We start from the raw sequence: 19,353 nt of genomic DNA, 5'->3' as shown, positions 1-19,353 counted from the left end.
GATGATCGAACAGCCCTTCCAAACCCTGGAATCCTGGGTAACGTACTTCAACTCAGTCGAAATCCCCATCCTTCGCCAGACCGCCAGACGTCTCGAAGAGGCCCGGCAGAACATCGACCAGATCACCGGGCGCGACATTGCCGCCATCGTCCTGCAGGATCCCCTGCTCGCCATCCGGGTTCTCGCCTATATCCAACCCTTCCGCGGCAAGCACCTGCAGTCGGATATCACCACCATCGCCAACGCCGTCATGATGCTCGGCGTGGAACCCTTCTTCCGGCGCTTCGAGTCGCCGCAAACGGTCGAAGCGCTGCTCAAGGACGAACCACAGGCTCTCCTCGGCGTACTGCATGTCATCCGGCGCGTCCAGCGTGCCTCCCGCTACGCTCACGACTGGGCCTTCGAGCGACACGACTGGAACGTCGAGGAAGTCGCCCTCGCCGCCCTGCTGCATGATCTGGCGGAGATCCTGCTCTGGTGTTTCGCTCCGCGCCTGGCCATCGAGGTCCGTGGTCGCCAGCAGGCCGACCGGACGCTGCGCAGCGCCATCGCCCAAGAGCAGGTGCTCGGCATCCGCCTCTTCGATCTGCAACTGGCCCTGTGCAACGCCTGGCACCTCCCGGACCTGGTCAAAATGCTGATGGACGACGCCAACGCCGAAAAAGCGCGGGTACGCAACGTCATCCTGGCCGTCAATCTGGCACGCCATTCGGCGAACGACTGGAATGATCCGGCGCTGCCCGACGACTTCTCGGCCATCGAAAAGCTGCTGCACATCGACCGCAGCACATTGCTCAGCCGCCTCGCCATACCCGACGATGCCGCGCAGCAATACCGCCTGCCGTCACCGGCGGGGCGTTGCGAATAACACCCGGCCTCGCCACATCTTTTTCACCAACCATTACCGTGCAACAATCTGGGAGCCCCGCATGTCCATAGGCAACATGATTTTTCTCGGCGTACTGGCCATCGCCGCCATCTACGGCGTCATGCTCTACAACGGGCTCGTCGCGCTCAAGCACAACGTCGCCAAGGCTTGGGCAAACATCGATGTCCTGCTCAAGCAGCGGCACGATGAACTGCCCAAACTGGTAGAGGTCTGCAAGCAATACAAGCAGTTCGAGCAGGAAACGCTGCAACGCGTGATCGAGGCGCGCTCGCAGGTCCAGTCGGCCCGCGAGACGCAGAACATCGGCGCGCTCGGCGAGGCGGAAGGCGCGTTGCGCATGGGCCTCGGCCGCCTGTTCGCCGTCGCCGAAGCCTACCCGGAACTCAAGGCCAACGAACACTTCATGCAGCTGCAGCAGCGCATTACCAGCCTCGAGAACGGCATCGCCGACCGCCGGGAGTTGTACAACGACGCGGTCAACATCAACAACGTGCGCGTCGAGCAATTCCCCGACGCGATCATCGCCCGCCTGTTCAATTTCGAGATCAAGCCGTTGCTCGAATTCTCCACTGCGGAAAAGTCCGACGTAGACCTGAAGCAACTCTTCGGCTAACCACCGGCGGTTTCCCGCATGATCCTCACGCTCCGCCGGGGCTACGCGCAGTTCATCACTTCGGGCGGCCAGCTCATCCTGTTGTTCATCGGGCTGAAAGCCGAATCGCGCGAAGGCTGGACGGTGTGCCTCGCACTGATCGCCGCCATCAGCCTGATCGCCTGGATGTCGACCCTGCGCCGGCGTCGCGCCATCACCGACACGCCGACCTCCCGCATCGCCTCGGCCGCGCAAGGCTACGTCGAACTGATGGGGACGGGCCAACCGCTCGACCACCCGCCGCTGCTCTCGCACCTGACCCGTCTGCCCTGCCTGTGGTACCGATATCAGGTGGAGGAAAAGAAAGGTGGCGACAAATGGGAAACGGTCAGCCGCGGCGAAAGCGACGTTCCGTTCATCATCGATGACGGCAGCGGCCGTTGCGTGGTCGATGTCGAAGGCGCGGAGATTCTCACCCGGCACAAGGAAACCTGGACCGAGGGGCATTACCGCAACACCGAATGGAAGCTCCTGATCAACGACGAGGTCTATGCGCTCGGCGACTTCCACACGCTCGGCGGCGGCTCGGTCGATCTCGATGCCACTCAGGACCTGAACGACCTGCTCGCCGAATGGAAGAAGGACAAGGTCACGCTGCTCGAGCGCTTCGACCTCAACGGCGACGGCGAAATCGACATGCAGGAATGGGGCCTGGCGCGGCAGGCCGCGCGGCGCGAGGTCACTCGAATGCACCGCGAAGCCCGCAACGATAGCGACGTAAACACCCTGCGTTGCCCGCGCAACGGGCGCCACTACCTGCTATCCAACCTCGACCCGAACAAGCTGGCCCGCCGCTTCCTGCTGTGGTCCGGCTTTCACGTAGTCATCTTCCTTGCCTCCCTGGGCGCGATTCCCTGGGTGCTGAACCATTACTACTGACCCCCCGGTTGACTACTTCTCCAGTTCTTCCCAGCGTTCGAGCAGGACGAGCAGTTCGTCGTCGATTTCGGCCAGGCGTTCCGACAGCGCATTCGCCTTCAGCGGGTCGGCCTGATACAGCGCCGGGTCTTCGAGCTGGATTCCGATTTCTTTCTGCTCGTCCTCCAGCGCGCTGATCCGCCCCGGCAACTCGGCCAGTTCGCGCGTTTCCTTGTAGCTCAGCTTGCGATTGCCGTCAGCCCGCACCTTCGCCACCGGCTCGGCCCGCTCGGTTTCGACGCGCCTGACCGGCACGGACGTTTCCTCGGCCCTGCGCTTCGCCTGGTAATCCGCCCAGTCCTGATACCCCCCCGCGTATTCCCGCCAGAAGCCGTCGCCCTCGGCGGCAATCGTCTGCGTCACCACGTTGTCGAGAAAGGCCCGGTCGTGACTGACCAGAAACAGCGTCCCCGGATAGTCCTGCAACAGCTGTTCGAGCAGTTCCAGCGTGTCGATGTCGAGGTCGTTGGTCGGCTCGTCGAGCACTAGCACGTTGGCAGGCCGGGCGAACAGCCGGGCCAGCAGCAAGCGATTACGCTCGCCGCCGGACAACGACTTCACCGGCGAACGCGCACGCTCCGGGGCAAAAAGAAAATCACCTAGATAACCGATCACATGCTTGCGCTCGTTGCCGATCTGCACGAAATCCGAGCCCGGCGAGATCACATCGACCAGCGCCGCCTCCTCGTCCAGCTGCGTGCGGAACTGATCGAAGTACGCTACCTGCAGCTTGGTGCCGAGGCGCACCGTGCCGGCATCCGGCGTCAGCTCGCCGAGGATCAGGCGCAGCAGCGTCGTCTTGCCGGCACCGTTTGGACCGATCAGGCCGATCTTGTCGCCACGCTGCAACCGGCAGGAAAAATCGCGCACCACGCGCTTGTCGCCGAAGCTCTTGCTCACATTGACCAGTTCGGCGACCAGTTTGCCGCTTTTGTCGCCCGCGTCGAGCGCCAGATCCACCTTGCCCTGCCGCTCCCGCCGCGCTGTCCGCTCGCGGCGCAACTGTTCCAGCCTCAGCACGCGCCCCTCGTTGCGCGTGCGCCGCGCCTCGACGCCTTTGCGGATCCAAACCTCCTCCTGCGCCAGGAACTTGTCGAACTTCGCGTTCTGCACCGTCTCGTCGTGCAGCATCTGCTCCTTGCGCATCTGGTAATCGGCAAAGCGCCCCGGGAAGGATTGCAGATGCCCCCGGTCGAGTTCGACGATGCGCGTCGCCACCCGGTCCAGAAAACGTCGGTCGTGCGTGATGAACACCAGCGAGACGCCAGACGACAGCAGCAATTCCTCCAGCCATTCGATTGCGCCGATGTCGAGGTGGTTGGTCGGCTCGTCGAGCAGCAGCAGTTCCGGCGTCACCGCCAGCGCCTGCGCCAGCGCCAACCGCTTCTTCTGTCCGCCCGAAAGCGTACCGACAGACGCATCGGGATCAAGCGAAAAACGCTGGATCACCCGCTCTGCCTGCGCCTCGAACGACCACGCATTGCACGCCTCCAGTTCGCCCTGCAGGTGATGCAGCCGTTCGAGCAAGGCGTCATGATCGGCCGACGACTCGGCCATCGCGTGCGATACCGCGTGATATTCGGCGAGTAGCGCCGAGACATCGCCCATCCCGGCGACCACGGCCTCGAACACACTCAACGCCGGGTCGAACGGCGGTTCCTGCGGCACATAACCCAGGCGAATCCCCGGCTCGCGCCACACCGAGCCGTCGTCCAGCGTTCCTTGCCCCGCCAGGGCGCGCAACAGCGAGGATTTTCCGCAGCCGTTGCGCCCGATCAATGCCACCCGCTCGCCAGGATCGATCTGCAATTCGGCGTGATCGAGCAAGGGAACATGGCCGTAGGCCAACGAAGCGTCGGAGAGGATCAGATGCGGCATGGGAAATCAGCTCGGCGGAAAAGAGCCGAATCATACGGCAGGATCGGGAAAAAGCGCTGGCGCTGATGCTAGAATACGCGCCCTGATCTCCTCGTAGCATAATGGATAGTGCACGCGCCTCCTAAGCGTGAGATACAGGTTCGATTCCTGTCGAGGAGGCCAAAAAACAAACAAAGAAAAACCCCATAAAACCCGCTCTGCTCAAGGCTTAGCGGGTTTTTTATTACCATGCTAACAACATTCAATAACCAACTAAACAACTCAGGTAATGGCTATTTTTTAAGGCTGAGTGGCGCAAAATTGGCGCAATAAATAACCAACAATCCCAAACGATACCGGGGGAAGTGGTGCAGTTTTGGCGCAATTGCGGATTCTCAAGTCACTTGACCACCCAATTGCACTGGAACTGACCGGAGATTCTTATCGCGCCTGACCACCGATTATTAACGTCTTGACCAGCGCACAATCAGGCCGCCATCGGCCATCAGCTGCCCGTGGCAGTTACATCTAAATTTCCTGTGCCAGGCGGAATCGAATGGCCGGTTTTCGGCGATCAGTTTGATTGTGAGAATTTCAGGACCCGGCCAAGAGCGGCCTGTTACTGCCCAGCAGAAACTGCCATTCAGATGGCCGTTCCACTCTGAATCCCGCCGCATGGTCCGCAGGCAATCTGTGGGACACCACTGTCCCTGCAAACCAATAGTAGATTAGGGCCGCAAACCACCATTCATAAAAATTTATGTCCATGGACACGCCACCGCGCCAAGGCACGTTTGCGAATTGAGCCTTCGCTCGGGCGCCATTAGACCTTTCGTTACGACACATTGTGTCGCAACAGCCTGGATAATTGATCCCATAGAAAGGAGCATCATCCATGGCCAAGCGAACGAGAGAAAGCAAGGAAATTGAGCCACGCTTGGAGCCGCTCATTCGTCTGTGGCTGCTTCGTATTCTGGTTGCCCTTGGCGGTCATCGCAATTTCGCGAGATTCCATGATTTAACCGACGATTCACTGGCCGAGGCCATTGGTTTAGGACACTGGGCTACTCAGGCAACTGAGGATTACGACCAGAAAGCCGTTCGGTCTGAGCTGCGGGAATTGCACCGTTCGGCGGAAATGAAGTTTGTTAACGCAGCTGCACCTGTTTGCCTGAGCAATAACGTCCGCCGGTTATCCGAACTGCTCAAGCTTCTCCCAACAGACTGCCGAATTCTTGAGTTCGCCGTATTGCTCTGGAACGATCAACTTCTCGATGAAGCAGCTGATTGCCTCGGGCAACTTTCATCAATCCAACTTTTCCGTGCTCTGTCGATAATTTTAAATCTGCCCGAAACGGAAATCCGCACTGCGCTAAGTACTGAGGGGATTCTCGAACGTTCTGGTCTGGTGTCGATCGATCGAAGTTCTGCGAGTACGCTTCGCGGCAAATTGTCGTTATTGTCGGATAGCTTCGCGGATCTGATGGTGTCCTCAGACGCCGATCCGATTAGCCTATTACGGGGCACGGTCTCCAAGGCGGGCCGGGGGCTCCTCAGTCTGCCGGATTTCAGTCATATCAATTTCTCACTCGAGATTTTGATTCCATATCTTAGACATGCCGCTAACGCCCACCAGAATGGGGTAAACATCTTTTTGCATGGGGCACCGGGCACCGGCAAGACTCAGTTAGCGCGAACGCTAGCGGAGGAATTGGACTGCGATCTCTTTGAGGTGGCCAGCGAAAATGCTGACGGAGCACCGATCAGCGCTGAATCTCGCCTGCGTGCTTTTCGAGCTACACAGAGCTTCTTCGCCCGAAAAAAAGCGCTGATTGCTTTCGATGAAGTTGAGGACGTCTTCAACGACGGTGACAATTTCTTTGGACGCAAGAGTACAGCGCAGGTGCACAAATCATGGATCAACCGAATGCTCGAAGGGAATCCCGTGCCAACGCTGTGGCTGTCGAATTCCATTCACGGGCTCGATCCGGCCTTCATCCGTCGCTTTGATATGGTGGTTGAACTGCCCATCCCGCCTAGGGCACAACGTGAGCGTATTTTGCGCGACGCCTGTGGAGATATTCTCGATGTCAAAAGAATCCGTCGAATTGCCGAAGCAGACTCTTTGGCACCGGCGGTGGTTACCAGGGCTGCATCGGTCGTCCGCTCTATTCGCGATGAATTCGATCAGGACGGCCTTGCCAAAGCCTTCGAGCGGCTGATGAGCAACACCCTCACTGCACAGGGGCATAAAGCACTCTCAGAATCCGATGCGAATCACTTGCCCGAAATCTATGATCCGGTGTTCATCCATGCCGATGCCGATCTCGCCCATGTCACCACCGGTCTCATTTCAGCACGAGCGGGCAGACTCTGTTTGTACGGCCCTCCCGGAACCGGGAAGACGGCCTATGGGCGATGGCTTGCCGAACAACTCGGTCTCCCGCTTCTGATGAAGCGAGCCTCCGATCTGATGTCCATGTGGGTCGGGGGGAATGAAAAGAACATCGCGCAGGCCTTTCGTCAGGCGGAGCAGGACGGCGCGTTGCTTCTGATCGATGAGATAGACAGTTTCCTTCAGGATCGACGCACCTCTCAACGCGGATGGGAAGTAAGTCTCGTCAATGAAATGCTGACGCAGATGGAGTCATTTTCAGGGGTCTTTATTGCTTCGACCAATCTGATGGACGGCCTAGATCCGGCGGCGCTGCGGCGTTTTGACCTCAAGGTGAAATTCGATTTCCTGCGCCCCGATCAGTCTTGGGAGCTGCTCTGTCGTCATTGCGGCGGGCTGAGTCTTCCGCAACCGCAGCCATATTTACAGACGAGAATCACCCGCCTGCAACAACTTACCCCCGGTGATTTTGCCGCTGCATTGCGCCAGCACCGTTTTCGTCCCATTGCTTCACCTGATTCACTGGTTGCGGCACTCGAGGCAGAATGTGCGATGAAGACTGGGACAAAGTCATCGATTGGCTTTTTGTGACCCCCTCCCGCGTGGCATAATCGATGGAAAATATGGCTTAAAGAATGCGCCCCCTTTCGAAATCCCGGCTTATGGCTTTTCGGCAGTGCCCACGGCGACTGTGGCTTGAGGTGCATCGTCCGGAGTTACGTGAGGATTCCGCGGCAACACAAGCCAGTTTCACGGTTGGGCATCAGGTCGGTGATATCGCTCGGCAGCTATATGATCCTAAGGGCAAGGGCGTCCTGATCGACGCGCAAGCAGAGGGTTTTGACAGGGCTTTTGCTCGAACCAGCGAATTGCTGCTATCAGCCCAACCGGTGTTTGAAGCAGGTTTTCGTGCAGAGGGGGGGCTGGCCTTTGCCGACGTAATGCTCCCCGTCAGGAAATGCGGCCGGTTGCAATGGCGTATGGTTGAAGTCAAGTCCTCTACCTCGGTCCACGAGTATCACCGCGACGATGCCGCAGTGCAGGCCTTCCTCGCTCGCGCCGCTGGCGTGCCACTTACCGCTATCGCTTTAGCCCATATTGACAGTTCCTGGGTCTATCCGGGGAACGAAAACTACGAGGGCCTCCTCGTCGAACACGATCTTACGGAGAACGCGTTCCAACGTGGTGAGGAGGTACGGGAGTGGATAGCGGAAGCGCAACAAATCGTTTTGAGGCGAAAGGAGCCTTGCATTGCGACCGGGGGACAGTGTCGCAAACCCTATGAATGCGGCTTTCATTCCTATTGCCGGAGCGGTGAACCACAAGCCCGACATCCGATTCAATGGCTGCCCGGACTTCTCGGCGCGAAGCTAACGGCGAATATCCAGACTCGGCAGATCATCGAACTGCGTGATCTGCCCGACGAATTGCTCAGTAGCAAGCAACAGCGTGTAAAAGCAGTCACGCTCAGCGGACAAACCTATTTCGATCAGGCCGCGGCGGCAAAGGCATTGGCCGATCAAAAGCTGCCGGCCTACTTTCTCGATTTCGAGACGATCCAGTTCGCCGTACCCCTCTGGAAAGGCACGCGCCCGTACCAACAGATTCCCTTCCAGTTCAGCGCGCACCGTCTTTCACGTACTGGAAAGCTCGGGCACAAAGCATTTCTTGACCTTTCTGGGAAAGACCCCTCCAGGTCTTTTGCGGAGGAACTGATTGCAGCCTGCGGCGAACGAGGTCCGATCTTTGTCTATAACGCAGGTTTCGAGAGCGCCCGTATCCGTGAACTGGCGGAGCGTTATCCTCGTTTGGCTCGGCCCCTTCTCGCGTTGAATGAACGCATCGTCGACTTGTTGCCAGTAGCTCGCGAACATTACTACCACCCCAGCCAGCAGGGCAGTTGGAGCATTAAAGCGGTATTACCCGCGCTCTGCCCGGAGTTGCAGTACGACGTCCTTGACGGCGTAAAGAACGGTGGGATGGCTATGGAAGCATTTGAGGAAGCGATTGCTCCTCAGACGAGCCAACCCCGAAAGGCCGATCTCGAAAAGCAACTGCTGGCCTACTGTGAGCTTGATACCTACGCGCTAGTGCGTCTGTGGTCAGTTTTTACAGGAACAAACCTGAAGGATTGATATGGCCAAACGTCCAGATACCCTCGAAACCGTCCTGCTTGCCGTCGAACTGTTACGTCGGATTCCCCGAGGTCGTATGGTGACAGCAAGCGAATTACATCGTCAGCTCAAGGACGCCGGTATCGACAGGGATCTCCGCACCATTCAGAGGCAGCTCGAAATGCTCAGTGAGCACTTCGAAATCGAACGCGACGAGCGGAGTAAACCATACGGCTATCGTTGGCTTGAGCAGGCAAAGGCACTCGCGGTGCCCAATCTTACACCACAGGAATCACTTCTTTTGCTATTGGCTGAGGAGCATCTAAAGCATCTTCTGCCGGCGCGGCTGATGAAATCGATGGACAGTTTCTTTGCTCAGGCGCATCGAAACCTGGGGCCAGAAAGTAACGCCCGACTAGAGCGTGAATGGCCAAGAAAGGTGCGCGTCGTGGAGACCACCCAGCCGTTACTGCCCCCCAAGATCGCATCCGGCGTATTCGAAGCGGTCAGTGAAGCCTTGTATAGCAATCGTTGGCTGACGCTCGATTACCGGAATGCAGCGGATAAGCGGAACAAGGTGGAGGTCATGCCGCTAGGGCTAGCGCAGCAAGGGCCGCGCCTCTACCTTGTATGCCGTTATCGCGGCTACGATAACGAACGGAGCCTCGCGCTTCATCGTATTGTTGATGCGGAGATATCGACGTTGCCATTTGACAGGCCAAAGCAGTTCGACCTCGAGCAATACGATGAAGATGGGCGTTTCAGGTTCGGCGAAGGTGAGTTGGTGCGACTGTCATTCCGCATCAAGCGGGATGCTGGAATACATTTGAAGGAGACGCCTCTATCCCTTGACCAAGATGTAGTCGAGCTCGAAGACGGACATTTGCAAATTACGGCGACGGTCGTCGATAGCGCCATGCTGAAATGGTGGCTACGTGGTTTTGGGGACGCTGTGTCACATGTTCAGCGGGAATCCAGTATTCAATCGAATGGAAAGCAACATCATTAATTTCAGTGCATAGTGCCAAACGCATACATTTTTCTGCGAAGCTAACTGAGTGTAAAAGTACCCCCACGAGGACATGATGATCAAAGATAACGTCGAAACGACCGCTGCCGGAGAGCCGCTACGCAAACTACTCAAGACTTGGACAGGTTTAGTGCGTAGAACCTTTGAGACAACACGAGAAACGCACGCTCCCTATTCATACAAGGAGCTAACGAATGTCGGGGTATTAGCCGCAGCGTCTTTCAGTATCGGTTGGGTAGCGCTTGAGGAGTGCGCCGTCGAGAGATCAGTCGATTCTAAAATCATCCCGGGACGACTTGATCTCTCTATCTGGAATTCTGAGAGGCAGCGATTTCTGATTGAGGCAAAACTGACTGTCAGATCTGTCGATACTCTGAAAAAAAGGCTTGACGTCGTCGTCAAAACGGCAAAAAAAGACGTGGATAAGCTATGTCGCAACCCTATGGACAAATCCTATGCGATGGTCTTTGTGATCCCACGATTTGATGAAGATGCTGACAATAATTATATCGAGAAGGGAATTAGCAAAGCGCTAGCTTTGTGTCGCGAACAGGAGCCAGATTTCTTGGCATATACCTTCCCCGGCAAGGTGGAGCGAAGAGCGAGCGACCGGATGGATCACGGTCAGTACGCTTACGGCATCATTGTTCTGGGCTTCGCAAGAGATAGAAATAGCTGCAACAATGCATGAGCCCCTCAAGAAAATAGTTAGCTGGAGCGTTGGCATCGTTCCTTCGCGCTAGCAACAAACAAACGGGTGATCAAACTGGGCGTGGTCACCCGCTTACTCCTCCTCTACCTAGAGGAATCCAGCACCTCGTTAATCATCTTCAGAGCATCAAGAGCCCCAAACGGCAAGCTTACGCCAGCCCCGTCGGGAATCTCAGACTGGCGGGGATTGATTCGAATTAACGGCGCCCCTTGCCCCTCGCTTATCCGGCGTATCGACGGAATATCCACCCCCGCACCCACCTCGATAACTACGAGAGACTCCGTCTGATTCAACCAAAAATCATAGTTTGAACGTTGAATGTCGTAACGCTGTTCTTGCCATTGCCAATCGTCGAACATGAGCACGTTCGGACGAGCGAGGTGGCCGCAAGATGGACAGGTTGGCAAGGGCCCGGTCCAGAGACAATGCTTTTCATCAATCCTCGGCACCAAATAATCGGCTGACCAAACTTGTTCATCGCAGCCGTCGAGACACTGTAGGTAATGGATCGATCCATGTATTTCAAACACCTGGTCTGGATCGAAGCCGGCTTTCTGAAATTGCCCATCGACGTTGCTGGTAGCGACGAAGCAACCATGCTTCATCTGGTCTGCCCATGTTTTAAGGATTCCGAATCCTTGGTGCGGTGCGGTCGCTCGATAGAGCTCGAGTCGGTGGCCATAAAACCCCCAGGCGCGTTCCGGTCTTATCCGAAATGCAATCGGATTGGCAATGGACATAAAGTCCGTGCCAGTGGCTGCGAGAGCGGGATACGCCCTCCAAAAACCATGTTCCCCGCGAAAATCCGGAAGACCAGAATCGACCCCAATGCCCGCTCCAGCGGTAATCAAAAGTGAATCTGCTAATTGAATTAGATCAGCGGCACGCTTGATAAGCTCGTCATACATAGAACGTTATCTCCAGAACTCACTACCCAGCTGTTCACACTAACGGTTGGAGGTACATGCCCTAGCTAGGCATTCAGCGCAAAGAACACCCTGATTGGCGCTGATGTGAGCGACCCTTGATCGCCCGCAGATTTCGCAGGTCGTTTCCGATAGATTTTCCGCTAACCTAACAAGGTGGCGAATTCCATCATCACCACCGCGAAAGCGGAAGCGCAGCCGTCCGAATTTTTCTTTGACTTGAGTGACCACCACCGGAGATGAGTTGCCCGCTTTTACATCGGCAGAAATCGCTGCGCACAAACGATCAATGAGAACGAACCAGCCATCTCCACAGGCGAATCCATAGCACATGCCGCTTTCGAGGGGACTGGCGCGTCTATCGCGAAACAAATCGGGATAGCGTTCGCAGAGCAGATCATCAAGTTCTTTGCGCATAGATAATGCCTTGCGAAACACTAAATGTCTGTCGACACACAGGCGCTTTTGGGTGCGCTCTGGTCCCAGACAATATTTGCCAGTTCTGGCCGAACGACGTTAGCAACTCCCTGCAAAGCATCGTCAGTAAAGTCATGGTATTGCGCAAAATCGCGCTGTCTGCCAAGGGTGACTAATATGCGCAACAGCCATGGTCGAATGAGTGGCACCTCCCGTAGCTCTGATTCCTTGGATACTCTCGCTCGCCTGGCCATGGATGATGCTCTTCTCTATAAATTCAATTTTCCAGGCCGTTGCGACACAATGCGTCTCATCGCGACATCTGCCGAACGTAATTGGTACCGATGGTCAATAATGCCAGTCCTAACGTCTTAGACGCAGCAGTTCCGCGCCGAAAAGAGCGTAAAGGCTACAACAGTCGGAGGAAGTGTAGTGTCATTACAGATGGACAAGGTTAGTTTTTCCGGAGACCGTATATGCTCATGCACCCGGCCAAGGACATCCAGTCTCCGATTGAAACGGAGGGGTAAGCTGGCATTACCTCGTAGTGAAACAAAAGCCGAGGATTGATTGCAAATAGACCAGAACTTGCTCGATCCAAGAAATCTATAGAACTCCTTAAGAGGTTTCGCATAGCGAACATCAATCAACCATTCAGCGACCGAAATTGGTCCACCAACGTTCGCAAAGACATCCCGATAGTCTGCTGCGAGATCGAAGTCAACGACCTCGTCAAGGTGCATTGGAAGAACAAGCACCTTCAGAACTTGGCTGACTTTTTCGATCGGAAACCATTCTTTGCGGTTACGGGAAAAGCGTAGAACAACGTGCGCAGGACCAAGAAGCACTTTGATCTCGTCCAAGGCAACATTTCTCAGGCAGTCACTGCCAATGAGAATCAACGTAACGAATGATTCAGGATCAGATCTGATCGCTAGTCGTGTTTTGCCTAAGTAAGCGATGATCTGATCCAATGCGTCATCGTCTGCCAGCATCAGAATATGTTGTGACCGACGAACAAGCTCATGCTCGCCATTGTCGCGTAGCCACGGTGAGAGTGTGTTTCTGGGACGATCCAATTGCATGAGGAACTGCCCGATAGGCGACGAATATTGCTGTCTAATAATTTCATGAGCAGTGCTTCCAAATCCTACGATCGGGGTGTCATATCTATTTCCTGACCAACTCATAAGTTAGAGCCTTTAGCTAGCCTGGATAGTGAGAAGCCCAGCCTCCCGAACCTGTCAGCCGTGCTCTCTTGTTCCAGCTGATTCGTTTATGTGGTAGCTCCCGAGAAAACCGTATCGGAATGAACGTTACTGCTCGGAAGGCGTCGGAAAACCCTGTTTTGATTTGCCTGGTTTTTTCTTTATTCAATAGAAGGGGATTAATCGCTCAGCTCCTCGTCCTCAAAAGGCAAAAGTCCCAACGCTATCGCCCACGAGTCTACGGCCCATTTCGCCTCGTGTTGCGTCAGATCGCTTTGACGTTCCAGCCAGCGAATGAGCTTCGGAAGGAGGATGGATAGAATGAGGCGGTTCCGTAACCGAAACATTTCGCTCACAATTCCGTTCTGGAGCGCTAACACAATCAACGCAATCTCCCGTGAGCGATCTGGGCACTGCGCACCCAAAGCTCTTTCATAGGTTTCGAAAGAGTCCCAGAGCGGGAAGCATTGCCTGGCAACAAGCGTTCTGAGTACGTCCCGAACGGTTTCTTGCGATGTCATGTCGATGTGTTTCCGTAAGAGCGATGACACGTAGTTTCGCCCGGCTATGCGACATTATGCGTCGCATCCGTTTGAGAACGAATAGACCTACCGTGAAAAAGAACCTGCTGCTCGTTCTGAGGCGGAAAGTGACTTCTCAGTTCAGTAACCGGCCATTGGGTCGTCACGGTGATGAACTTCCGGATTGGGTCGCTATGGAGAGGTTTACATAGCGCCCCTTAGCTGACAGTGAATTAGTCAATCGCGTAATGCCCGCTAACCGATCGCCGGATGCCGACACGATCAACGCTCGCTGCCCGTTGCGAAGCGTCGTTTTGTCGTCCAGGGCGGCAATATCGCCCGTCACCCGCACGCGATCCCCCGCGGCCAGCTCGCGCGCTTCCGCCCGGCCCACGGTAAAGCCCTTGCCAGACAATAGCGCAGGCTCAAAGCGGGCTTGCCGGCCGTCCACATGTTGAATCACGACTTGATTGACATCGATGTCCACGACTTTACAGACATCGCCACGGCAGGCGCCAAGGCTCCGGTAATCCTTTTCAAAGCGTAACGCGTCACCGACTTGATAACTCGCCGCCCGTTGCTGCTGAGCGGAGGTCAAGTCGCCGCGCTCGAAGACTTGAACCTCTACCCCCGTTCCGGCCAGGCCGAGCACAGACCGTACACCTGCATTCAGCGAGCGTCGATCCGCGTTCGAGCCGGTCAAAATCAACGTATCTTTCCGGTCATCGGCGGATAGCTGGGCAAAATGCGCTGCGATCGCTTGATGCCGATCTTCCCGGCTGCCGATTTCCTGCACCTTCTCACCCAGGCGCAACAACGCCTCCGCGCCCTTGCCTTCCGCGGTCAGCTTGGCGACCGCGCGCAGCTCGTCCACTTGCTGCCGCAGCATCTTGTCAACGACCGCTACCTGCATCCCGGCGTTTTGCAGTTGGGCAAACGCCTTACCGGCGTCGACGGCTTGATATTGCCCCGAATCGCCCACCAGGACGACGCGGGCGCCGGAACGCTCCGCTTGTTTCAGAACAAAGTGCATCTGTTTCGCACTCACCAGCGACGACTCATCAACGACCAGGATTGTGCGGTCGTCGAGTTTTCCGCCCGACGCTTCCCAGCTTTGCAGCGTCTTGCCTTCAATTCCCGCCTCGCCTAACGCCTTCACCGCACTATGCGACGGCGCGACGCCTTCCAGCCGGAAACCGGCGTTTTCGGCGTGTTTGCGGAATTCATCAAGCAGCGTCGTTTTACCAACGCCGGCCAGCCCTTGAATACCGGCAATGCGATTTTTAGTGGTCAACATCGCTTCAACCGCGCCGCGCTGCCGATCGTTGAGAATCGTTTTTTCCAGTTCCGCACGCAGGCCAACAGGATCAGACGCGAGCGCCGGAACGGTGCCGCGGCCCCGTTCTTCGATTTGCAGGATTTTCTTCTCGCGGAGCTGCGCGGCCTCAGTGGTCAAGGTGCCGTCAAATTTTCGAATGACCTGGCTTTTCAGCTCAGCGCGTGCCGTTGCCAGCTGAATATCTTTCCACGAGGCAGAGCCCCAACCAACATCCAGCGCCGCGCGCTGCAACTCGGCATCCGTCCACGCCGCTTCCCGCTCCGACAGGTGCGCGACGGCAAAAGCTAACGCCGCCCCAGCCGATTCAGCGCGCGGCGGGGTTACGCCGTCCAGTTGCTTGAAAGGGATCGTGCTATTCAGTGCCAGCGAGGATCGCCTTGGGTGTAATAGTCGTCAGCCCGGTAGTAACTCTCTGCTTGGGCTGCACCTACGTTTTTGCAGTTGATCATGAAAACCTCGCCATTCAATTAAGGACACACTCAGAATGGCGAGGGGGCGAAACGCTATTTCTTGTAGACGGGGATTTTCACTTTTGCAATGGGGAAATCACCTGCAATGGACAGATAGCCAACCAAATCAGGCAGACGCTCAAGTTCCGACGGCAACACGATTTTATTTATAACGTGCCGATCCGCCGAGCTGCGCGACGGATCCCCACCAAGGCCCAGTAGGCCGCGCCGTGAGCGGCTTTGCTCGCTGCGAAGCAATTCCTCATCACCGAGCGACTTTGAGCAGTATTCGGCGGTGTCGGTATCCCCAGCGCGCAGATAGAGCTTTGTCGACAAGCAACTGAGTAATACCTGGGCGATTTCGCGGCCGTAGGTCGCCCATGGCTGCGCTACGGTCTGAATGCCAAAGAGACACCGGCCATTAAAACGACGTAGTTTCGTCAGCGCGTCTTTCGCTGAGGTGACTTGCCCAAGGGTGTCAAACTCATCCGCTATAAACCATGTCGGCACGGTCTTCTCTTCATCGAGGCTGAGCGTTTCGGTGATCGCCAATTGCAGCCAACACGCCAACAGCTGCCGAATTGCGGCAATCTGATCGTCTTTGTACTGGATAAAGAGCCATTGCCCCGGCTTGCTGGCGCGGATCCACTCCCGGATTGAAAACTCGCCGCCGTCCGGCAAGAAGGCCCAGGATTGCAGGCAGGAGACTGCAACCGAGCGGGTGTTTTGTAACACGGTTTCGTTGTTCTTCTGCCCAAAGACCGCGGCGGCGGTGCCTTCAATAAATGGCCCTAGCTCTTCCATCGGCGCATGGTTGACGTAATAAAGCAGCTTTTCAATCGAGTGATCGCCGGTTTCATAGAGCTTCTGAAACACGGTCATGAACAACAGGCGGGCGTTTTCGTGCCAGGATTTGCCACTGCCTTGGCCTTCCGGGATGGCGGCGCGGGCGAGTTCTGGATAATCAAATGCCGATCTCACTTCAAGGAAAGGATTCCATTTCAAGCCATCACCAGCAAAGGCAAGGCGCAGGTCATGCTTTCTCTGAAAGCGTTTGGCACACGCGCCGCCGATGTCCATAACGAGGCCGCGATCGCCCCGCGCACGCGCGGCGGCGATCAGTTGATAAATCGCTTGCGACTTGCCGGCACCGGTTGTGCCTTCAACCAGGATGTGGCGGCCTTCAAGTTCAAGAGGAATCGGCACCCCGCCGATATTCACTTTTTGAGCGGAGCGCAACGTTCCGGCGCTCATGTATTGCGCAAAAAGAAACAATCCGACCGCTGAAAACGCGCCGAGCATCGAAAAAATCGATCCCGTTTTATAGGCAATGAAAGCCGTGAGGCAGACGCCGATGAGCATGTACATGGCAAAAATGCCAATCGTTTTTTTGTGCTCACGCCACCAAATCAGCCGTTTCAACTGGGGAACGGGCACCAGTTGAGAACCGCGGAGGCGTTCGGTTTTTCCCCAGCCAGCCAGCAGCGGAACAAAATTCAGTGCAGCGACGAGCACAACAGTAATGAAAAGGCTGAGCAAAACGCGCAGGAAAATCGATTTTTCAACGTCTTTGTGTTCGCTGAACGCAACGAAATCGGGCGCGGGGTTGTTGGTGTTTAGCGCCTGTTTTACGGTCGCTGTGATGTATTCAGCGCGGATCCGCGTCTCCGGCCAGTGCTTGACTTGCCATTCCGGGGACCACACCAGGTTATAAAAAAGTGTGGTGAATGTCGCAAGAGCGACGACGATCAACAACAGTTTTTTTAGGCTGTTCATGGTTGCTCCTGACACAATTTAATGAGGTCAGCCATTGCGGCTTTTGCTTTTTGACGCGCTGCCGAGATGAGTTGGCCGGGGGGTTTGGGGGGGGATCCGGGTAACGCGTTGACGACGATTTCCGCACTCAGCTTCGCAGAGAAAAACGCTTCTTCAAACAGCAAAGCGGCGGCCGCTTCGGGGAGAAAGACGCCGTCTTGGTTGCGGTTTTCTGTTCCGGTTTTTGCGAGTTTTTCAGCGATTTCTGCACGGAAACCGTTGAGGATTTTTTCGATTTTTGGCAGGATTTCGGCATCGTTTACGCTCTCGGGTTGATGGGTTTGTAGTTGGTTTCTGAGGTTGTTTAGTTGCTGGGAAACGTCCGTTTTTTGCAATCCGGCTTCGATCAAATCGGCCAGATTCGATGCGGTTGAGCGTCCGTTTTCGGCAGACATAACGCGAAGTTCACGCTGGATTTCTGCTGATAACGGAACGGAAGCGCGCTTTGGTTTGGGCATAAACACCACTCCTTTTTTGATGGAAACACTAAGAATGGCGCCCGCGCGAAATGCATCACGGCCACGGCGGGAAAAAAGCCATTGGGATCAAGGGTTTTATGCTGTGGTGCTGCACATATGCAGCAAAATATGCTGCATGGGGTGATGCATCGGGAAGCCTTGCCCCGCAAGGCTTCGCCGCCAGTCAGGCGGCAGGGGTGCAGCCGGGAGGCTGCGTGATGTGTGATGATTGGCCGGCTTTATCGGTCAATCATTGTGCTTTTGATTTGGGGGTCCAGGGGGCTGCGCCCCCTGGGGGTTTGGCTGCGCTTCTGCGCGGCTGCCTCGATGGTGGTTAAGAGATGGTAATTGTTTTGTCTTCGGTGAAGTCACACAAAAACGTGACTGGCCGACGCTGATGCGCTTCGCAATGGCAGACGCCTTTGCATTTCTCTCGCTTGAGCTCGTCTGGCACTTTATAACGCCAAGTAAAAGACCAAGGCTGATTGCATCGCCCTTGCGTTTTGCAGGTGTCGAAGACTTTCTGCCGCAGCGCTTCCGCTTCGCGTTGGCCGGCTTCCAACTCTTCAGCGGTTGGTTCTTGGTGGTCGTCGCCTTCGTCGTCGGGCCTGGCGCTCATGACTGTTCCCCTCCGCCAAAACCTTCCGATGCCGCCAGCGCCCCTGCGGGGGGCTCTGGCGGGTTTTCCTGGCCAAGGGAATAGGTGAGGTTAAGTTCCGCCTCGGCTTGCTTAACGAGGCGCGTTAGCGCCCTTGCAAGGGGCGCGTCGATATCGAGCGTGAGGCCGCGATCGCGCGCGGCTGCTTGGACGGCAACTAGCCGCTTGGCTAGGTCGGCGCCTACTTTAATGGGAAGTGTGGAAAACGACGTGGAGGGTTTGAGTAGCTTCATCTGGGGCTCCTGTTGGTTGGTGACACCTTGAATGTCGCCAACGCGAAACGAAAAACCACAGGGCGCAGATTTTCGGTTTTTACCAGCCGTGATATGATAAATCATGGCTGACGTAAAAATCATCGATGAATCCCACAAGATTTCCGACAAGCGAGGGAATGGAAAACTGCGCCGGGAAATCTGGGTTGATGAGGTCACGGGGAAGATCACTCGGTACAACCTCGCCTACATCAATCACAACATCCATGCTGGTGACAATGGGCGTGTTGTGGGTTACGACAACGCCCATGACGGACACCATCGCCACTATTTCGGCGTCGTGGAACCTATTGAGTTTGTCAGCTTCGAAGACACTGAAGATCGTTTTGAACAAGACTGGATTGCACTGAAGGACAGCAAATGACCAAGCTCACCATCAAGACCGGGACGGAAGAAGATTTCTTCAAGCGTGGCCGTCAGTTGGCCAAGGCGGCGGATCGTGGCGAACAGCTACCTGATGAGCGCATTATCAGCTTTGAAGACCCGGCTGACGTGATGAAGCTCATTACGGCGGCTCGCTTGGCGCTGTTCCGGGCAGTGAAAGAAATGCCGGGATCGATTACGCAGATTTCCGAACGACTGCATCGAGACCGCAGCGCCGTGAAGCGCGACGTTGATGAGCTGGAGCGGGCGGGGCTAGTGACGATTGCCGATAAGGTACTGCCTGGACACGGACGCATGAAAGAAGTCCGGGCAACTGCCAATCGGTTCAGCCTACAGGCC

19 protein-coding genes and 1 tRNA gene are annotated in these 19,353 nt (G+C 56.1%); 10 read left to right on the top strand and 10 right to left on the bottom strand.

Features of this window, described 5'->3' with window-relative positions; all coding sequences use genetic code 11:
• Position 1: 1 nt before the first annotated feature.
• The 3 genes from BO74_RS07420 to BO74_RS07410 all read left to right on the top strand — a co-directional run bounded on the left by BO74_RS07420 (position 2) and on the right by BO74_RS07410 (position 2,420).
• Positions 2 to 868 (top strand): HDOD domain-containing protein, encoded by an 867-nt coding sequence (locus tag BO74_RS07420; RefSeq protein ID WP_496441208.1) that lies wholly within the window; start codon positions 2 to 4, stop codon positions 866 to 868.
• A 61-nt stretch (positions 869 to 929) separates the two neighbouring features.
• Positions 930 to 1,502, top strand: a complete 573-nt coding sequence (locus BO74_RS07415) for a LemA family protein (RefSeq protein ID WP_496441207.1) — start codon at positions 930 to 932, stop codon at positions 1,500 to 1,502.
• A gap of 18 nt (positions 1,503 to 1,520) precedes the next feature.
• Complete coding sequence (locus BO74_RS07410; protein ID WP_496441206.1) at positions 1,521 to 2,420, top strand: hypothetical protein; 900 nt, start codon at positions 1,521 to 1,523, stop codon at positions 2,418 to 2,420.
• 12 nt (positions 2,421 to 2,432) lie between these two features.
• Here the strand turns inward: BO74_RS07410 and BO74_RS07405 are convergent, their stop codons facing one another.
• Positions 2,433 to 4,337: an ATP-binding cassette domain-containing protein gene (locus BO74_RS07405; protein ID WP_496441205.1), complete on the bottom strand. Its 1,905-nt coding sequence runs from the start codon at positions 4,335 to 4,337 to the stop codon at positions 2,433 to 2,435.
• A gap of 87 nt (positions 4,338 to 4,424) precedes the next feature.
• Between BO74_RS07405 and BO74_RS07400 the strand changes: the two genes are divergently transcribed.
• The 5 genes from BO74_RS07400 (at position 4,425) to BO74_RS07380 (ending at position 10,546) form a co-directional block, all read left to right on the top strand.
• A tRNA-Arg gene (locus BO74_RS07400) sits at positions 4,425 to 4,499 on the top strand.
• Between the two features lie 712 nt (positions 4,500 to 5,211).
• The gene (locus BO74_RS07395; RefSeq protein WP_496441203.1) at positions 5,212 to 7,302 is read left to right on the top strand and encodes an AAA family ATPase; all 2,091 of its coding nucleotides are present in this window, start codon (positions 5,212 to 5,214) and stop codon (positions 7,300 to 7,302) included.
• Positions 7,303 to 7,373: 71 nt separating this feature from the next.
• On the top strand, positions 7,374 to 8,846 hold the full coding sequence (locus BO74_RS07390) for a DUF2779 domain-containing protein (RefSeq protein WP_496441202.1): 1,473 nt from the start codon (positions 7,374 to 7,376) through the stop codon (positions 8,844 to 8,846).
• A 1-nt stretch (position 8,847) separates the two neighbouring features.
• Positions 8,848 to 9,834: a helix-turn-helix transcriptional regulator gene (locus BO74_RS07385; protein WP_496441200.1), complete on the top strand. Its 987-nt coding sequence runs from the start codon at positions 8,848 to 8,850 to the stop codon at positions 9,832 to 9,834.
• 73 nt (positions 9,835 to 9,907) lie between these two features.
• Positions 9,908 to 10,546, top strand: coding sequence for a hypothetical protein (locus BO74_RS07380; protein WP_496441199.1), 639 nt, complete (start codon positions 9,908 to 9,910; stop codon positions 10,544 to 10,546).
• 104 nt (positions 10,547 to 10,650) lie between these two features.
• Here the strand turns inward: BO74_RS07380 and BO74_RS07375 are convergent, their stop codons facing one another.
• The 9 genes from BO74_RS07375 to BO74_RS07335 form a co-directional block, all read right to left on the bottom strand.
• Positions 10,651 to 11,475, bottom strand: a complete 825-nt coding sequence (locus BO74_RS07375) for an SIR2 family NAD-dependent protein deacylase (protein ID WP_496441197.1) — start codon at positions 11,473 to 11,475, stop codon at positions 10,651 to 10,653.
• Between the two features lie 39 nt (positions 11,476 to 11,514).
• The gene (locus tag BO74_RS07370; protein WP_496441196.1) at positions 11,515 to 11,910 is read right to left on the bottom strand and encodes a hypothetical protein; all 396 of its coding nucleotides are present in this window, start codon (positions 11,908 to 11,910) and stop codon (positions 11,515 to 11,517) included.
• 371 nt (positions 11,911 to 12,281) lie between these two features.
• Entirely contained in the window at positions 12,282 to 12,995 is a 714-nt protein-coding gene (locus tag BO74_RS07365) for a hypothetical protein (RefSeq protein WP_496441195.1), read from the bottom strand.
• 302 nt (positions 12,996 to 13,297) lie between these two features.
• Positions 13,298 to 13,639: a hypothetical protein gene (locus tag BO74_RS07360; protein ID WP_496441193.1), complete on the bottom strand. Its 342-nt coding sequence runs from the start codon at positions 13,637 to 13,639 to the stop codon at positions 13,298 to 13,300.
• 163 nt (positions 13,640 to 13,802) lie between these two features.
• Positions 13,803 to 15,209: an AAA family ATPase gene (locus tag BO74_RS07355; RefSeq protein ID WP_496441192.1), complete on the bottom strand. Its 1,407-nt coding sequence runs from the start codon at positions 15,207 to 15,209 to the stop codon at positions 13,803 to 13,805.
• 272 nt (positions 15,210 to 15,481) lie between these two features.
• Entirely contained in the window at positions 15,482 to 17,203 is a 1,722-nt protein-coding gene (locus BO74_RS07350; RefSeq protein WP_496441190.1) for a type IV secretion system DNA-binding domain-containing protein, read from the bottom strand.
• On the bottom strand, positions 17,200 to 17,700 hold the full coding sequence (locus tag BO74_RS07345; protein ID WP_496441189.1) for a hypothetical protein: 501 nt from the start codon (positions 17,698 to 17,700) through the stop codon (positions 17,200 to 17,202). Before BO74_RS07345 ends, BO74_RS07350 begins: the two co-directional genes overlap by 4 nt.
• A 334-nt stretch (positions 17,701 to 18,034) precedes the next feature.
• On the bottom strand, positions 18,035 to 18,319 hold the full coding sequence (locus BO74_RS07340; protein ID WP_496441188.1) for a hypothetical protein: 285 nt from the start codon (positions 18,317 to 18,319) through the stop codon (positions 18,035 to 18,037).
• A complete protein-coding gene (locus BO74_RS07335) occupies positions 18,316 to 18,714 on the bottom strand; it encodes a hypothetical protein (RefSeq protein WP_496441187.1) in 399 nt (132 codons plus the stop codon). Before BO74_RS07335 ends, BO74_RS07340 begins: the two co-directional genes overlap by 4 nt.
• Here BO74_RS07335 and BO74_RS07330 point away from each other — a divergent pair.
• Both BO74_RS07330 and BO74_RS07325 read left to right on the top strand, forming a co-directional pair.
• Positions 18,695 to 18,994, top strand: coding sequence for a toxin-antitoxin system TumE family protein (locus BO74_RS07330; RefSeq protein ID WP_496441185.1), 300 nt, complete (start codon positions 18,695 to 18,697; stop codon positions 18,992 to 18,994). The genes BO74_RS07335 and BO74_RS07330 overlap by 20 nt on opposite strands.
• A partial coding sequence (locus tag BO74_RS07325; RefSeq protein WP_496441184.1) for an HVO_A0114 family putative DNA-binding protein occupies positions 18,991 to 19,353 on the top strand: 363 nt, incomplete at its 3' end. The genes BO74_RS07330 and BO74_RS07325, both read left to right, overlap by 4 nt.

It is taken from the genome of Propionivibrio pelophilus DSM 12018 (assembly GCF_059569095.1).
Note: the sequence above shows the minus strand (reverse complement) of the source record. Positions and strands in the feature narration are given on the sequence as shown.

What these genes read in the sequence shown, in the direction of transcription:
- BO74_RS07340 (WP_496441188.1), bottom strand. Translation starts at nt 18,319, where the DNA reads ATGAGCGCCAGGCCCGACGACGAAGGCGACGACCACCAAGAACCAACC.
- BO74_RS07370 (WP_496441196.1), bottom strand. Translation starts at nt 11,910, where the DNA reads ATGCGCAAAGAACTTGATGATCTGCTCTGCGAACGCTATCCCGATTTG.
- BO74_RS07420 (WP_496441208.1), top strand. Translation starts at nt 2, where the DNA reads ATGATCGAACAGCCCTTCCAAACCCTGGAATCCTGGGTAACGTACTTC.
- BO74_RS07415 (WP_496441207.1), top strand. Translation starts at nt 930, where the DNA reads ATGTCCATAGGCAACATGATTTTTCTCGGCGTACTGGCCATCGCCGCC.
- BO74_RS07330 (WP_496441185.1), top strand. Translation starts at nt 18,695, where the DNA reads ATGGCTGACGTAAAAATCATCGATGAATCCCACAAGATTTCCGACAAG.
- BO74_RS07350 (WP_496441190.1), bottom strand. Translation starts at nt 17,203, where the DNA reads ATGAACAGCCTAAAAAAACTGTTGTTGATCGTCGTCGCTCTTGCGACA.
- BO74_RS07360 (WP_496441193.1), bottom strand. Translation starts at nt 13,639, where the DNA reads ATGACATCGCAAGAAACCGTTCGGGACGTACTCAGAACGCTTGTTGCC.
- BO74_RS07345 (WP_496441189.1), bottom strand. Translation starts at nt 17,700, where the DNA reads ATGCCCAAACCAAAGCGCGCTTCCGTTCCGTTATCAGCAGAAATCCAG.
- BO74_RS07390 (WP_496441202.1), top strand. Translation starts at nt 7,374, where the DNA reads ATGGCTTTTCGGCAGTGCCCACGGCGACTGTGGCTTGAGGTGCATCGT.
- BO74_RS07375 (WP_496441197.1), bottom strand. Translation starts at nt 11,475, where the DNA reads ATGTATGACGAGCTTATCAAGCGTGCCGCTGATCTAATTCAATTAGCA.
- BO74_RS07365 (WP_496441195.1), bottom strand. Translation starts at nt 12,995, where the DNA reads ATGCAATTGGATCGTCCCAGAAACACACTCTCACCGTGGCTACGCGAC.
- BO74_RS07405 (WP_496441205.1), bottom strand. Translation starts at nt 4,337, where the DNA reads ATGCCGCATCTGATCCTCTCCGACGCTTCGTTGGCCTACGGCCATGTT.
- BO74_RS07380 (WP_496441199.1), top strand. Translation starts at nt 9,908, where the DNA reads ATGATGATCAAAGATAACGTCGAAACGACCGCTGCCGGAGAGCCGCTA.
- BO74_RS07410 (WP_496441206.1), top strand. Translation starts at nt 1,521, where the DNA reads ATGATCCTCACGCTCCGCCGGGGCTACGCGCAGTTCATCACTTCGGGC.
- BO74_RS07335 (WP_496441187.1), bottom strand. Translation starts at nt 18,714, where the DNA reads ATGATTTTTACGTCAGCCATGATTTATCATATCACGGCTGGTAAAAAC.
- BO74_RS07385 (WP_496441200.1), top strand. Translation starts at nt 8,848, where the DNA reads ATGGCCAAACGTCCAGATACCCTCGAAACCGTCCTGCTTGCCGTCGAA.
- BO74_RS07395 (WP_496441203.1), top strand. Translation starts at nt 5,212, where the DNA reads ATGGCCAAGCGAACGAGAGAAAGCAAGGAAATTGAGCCACGCTTGGAG.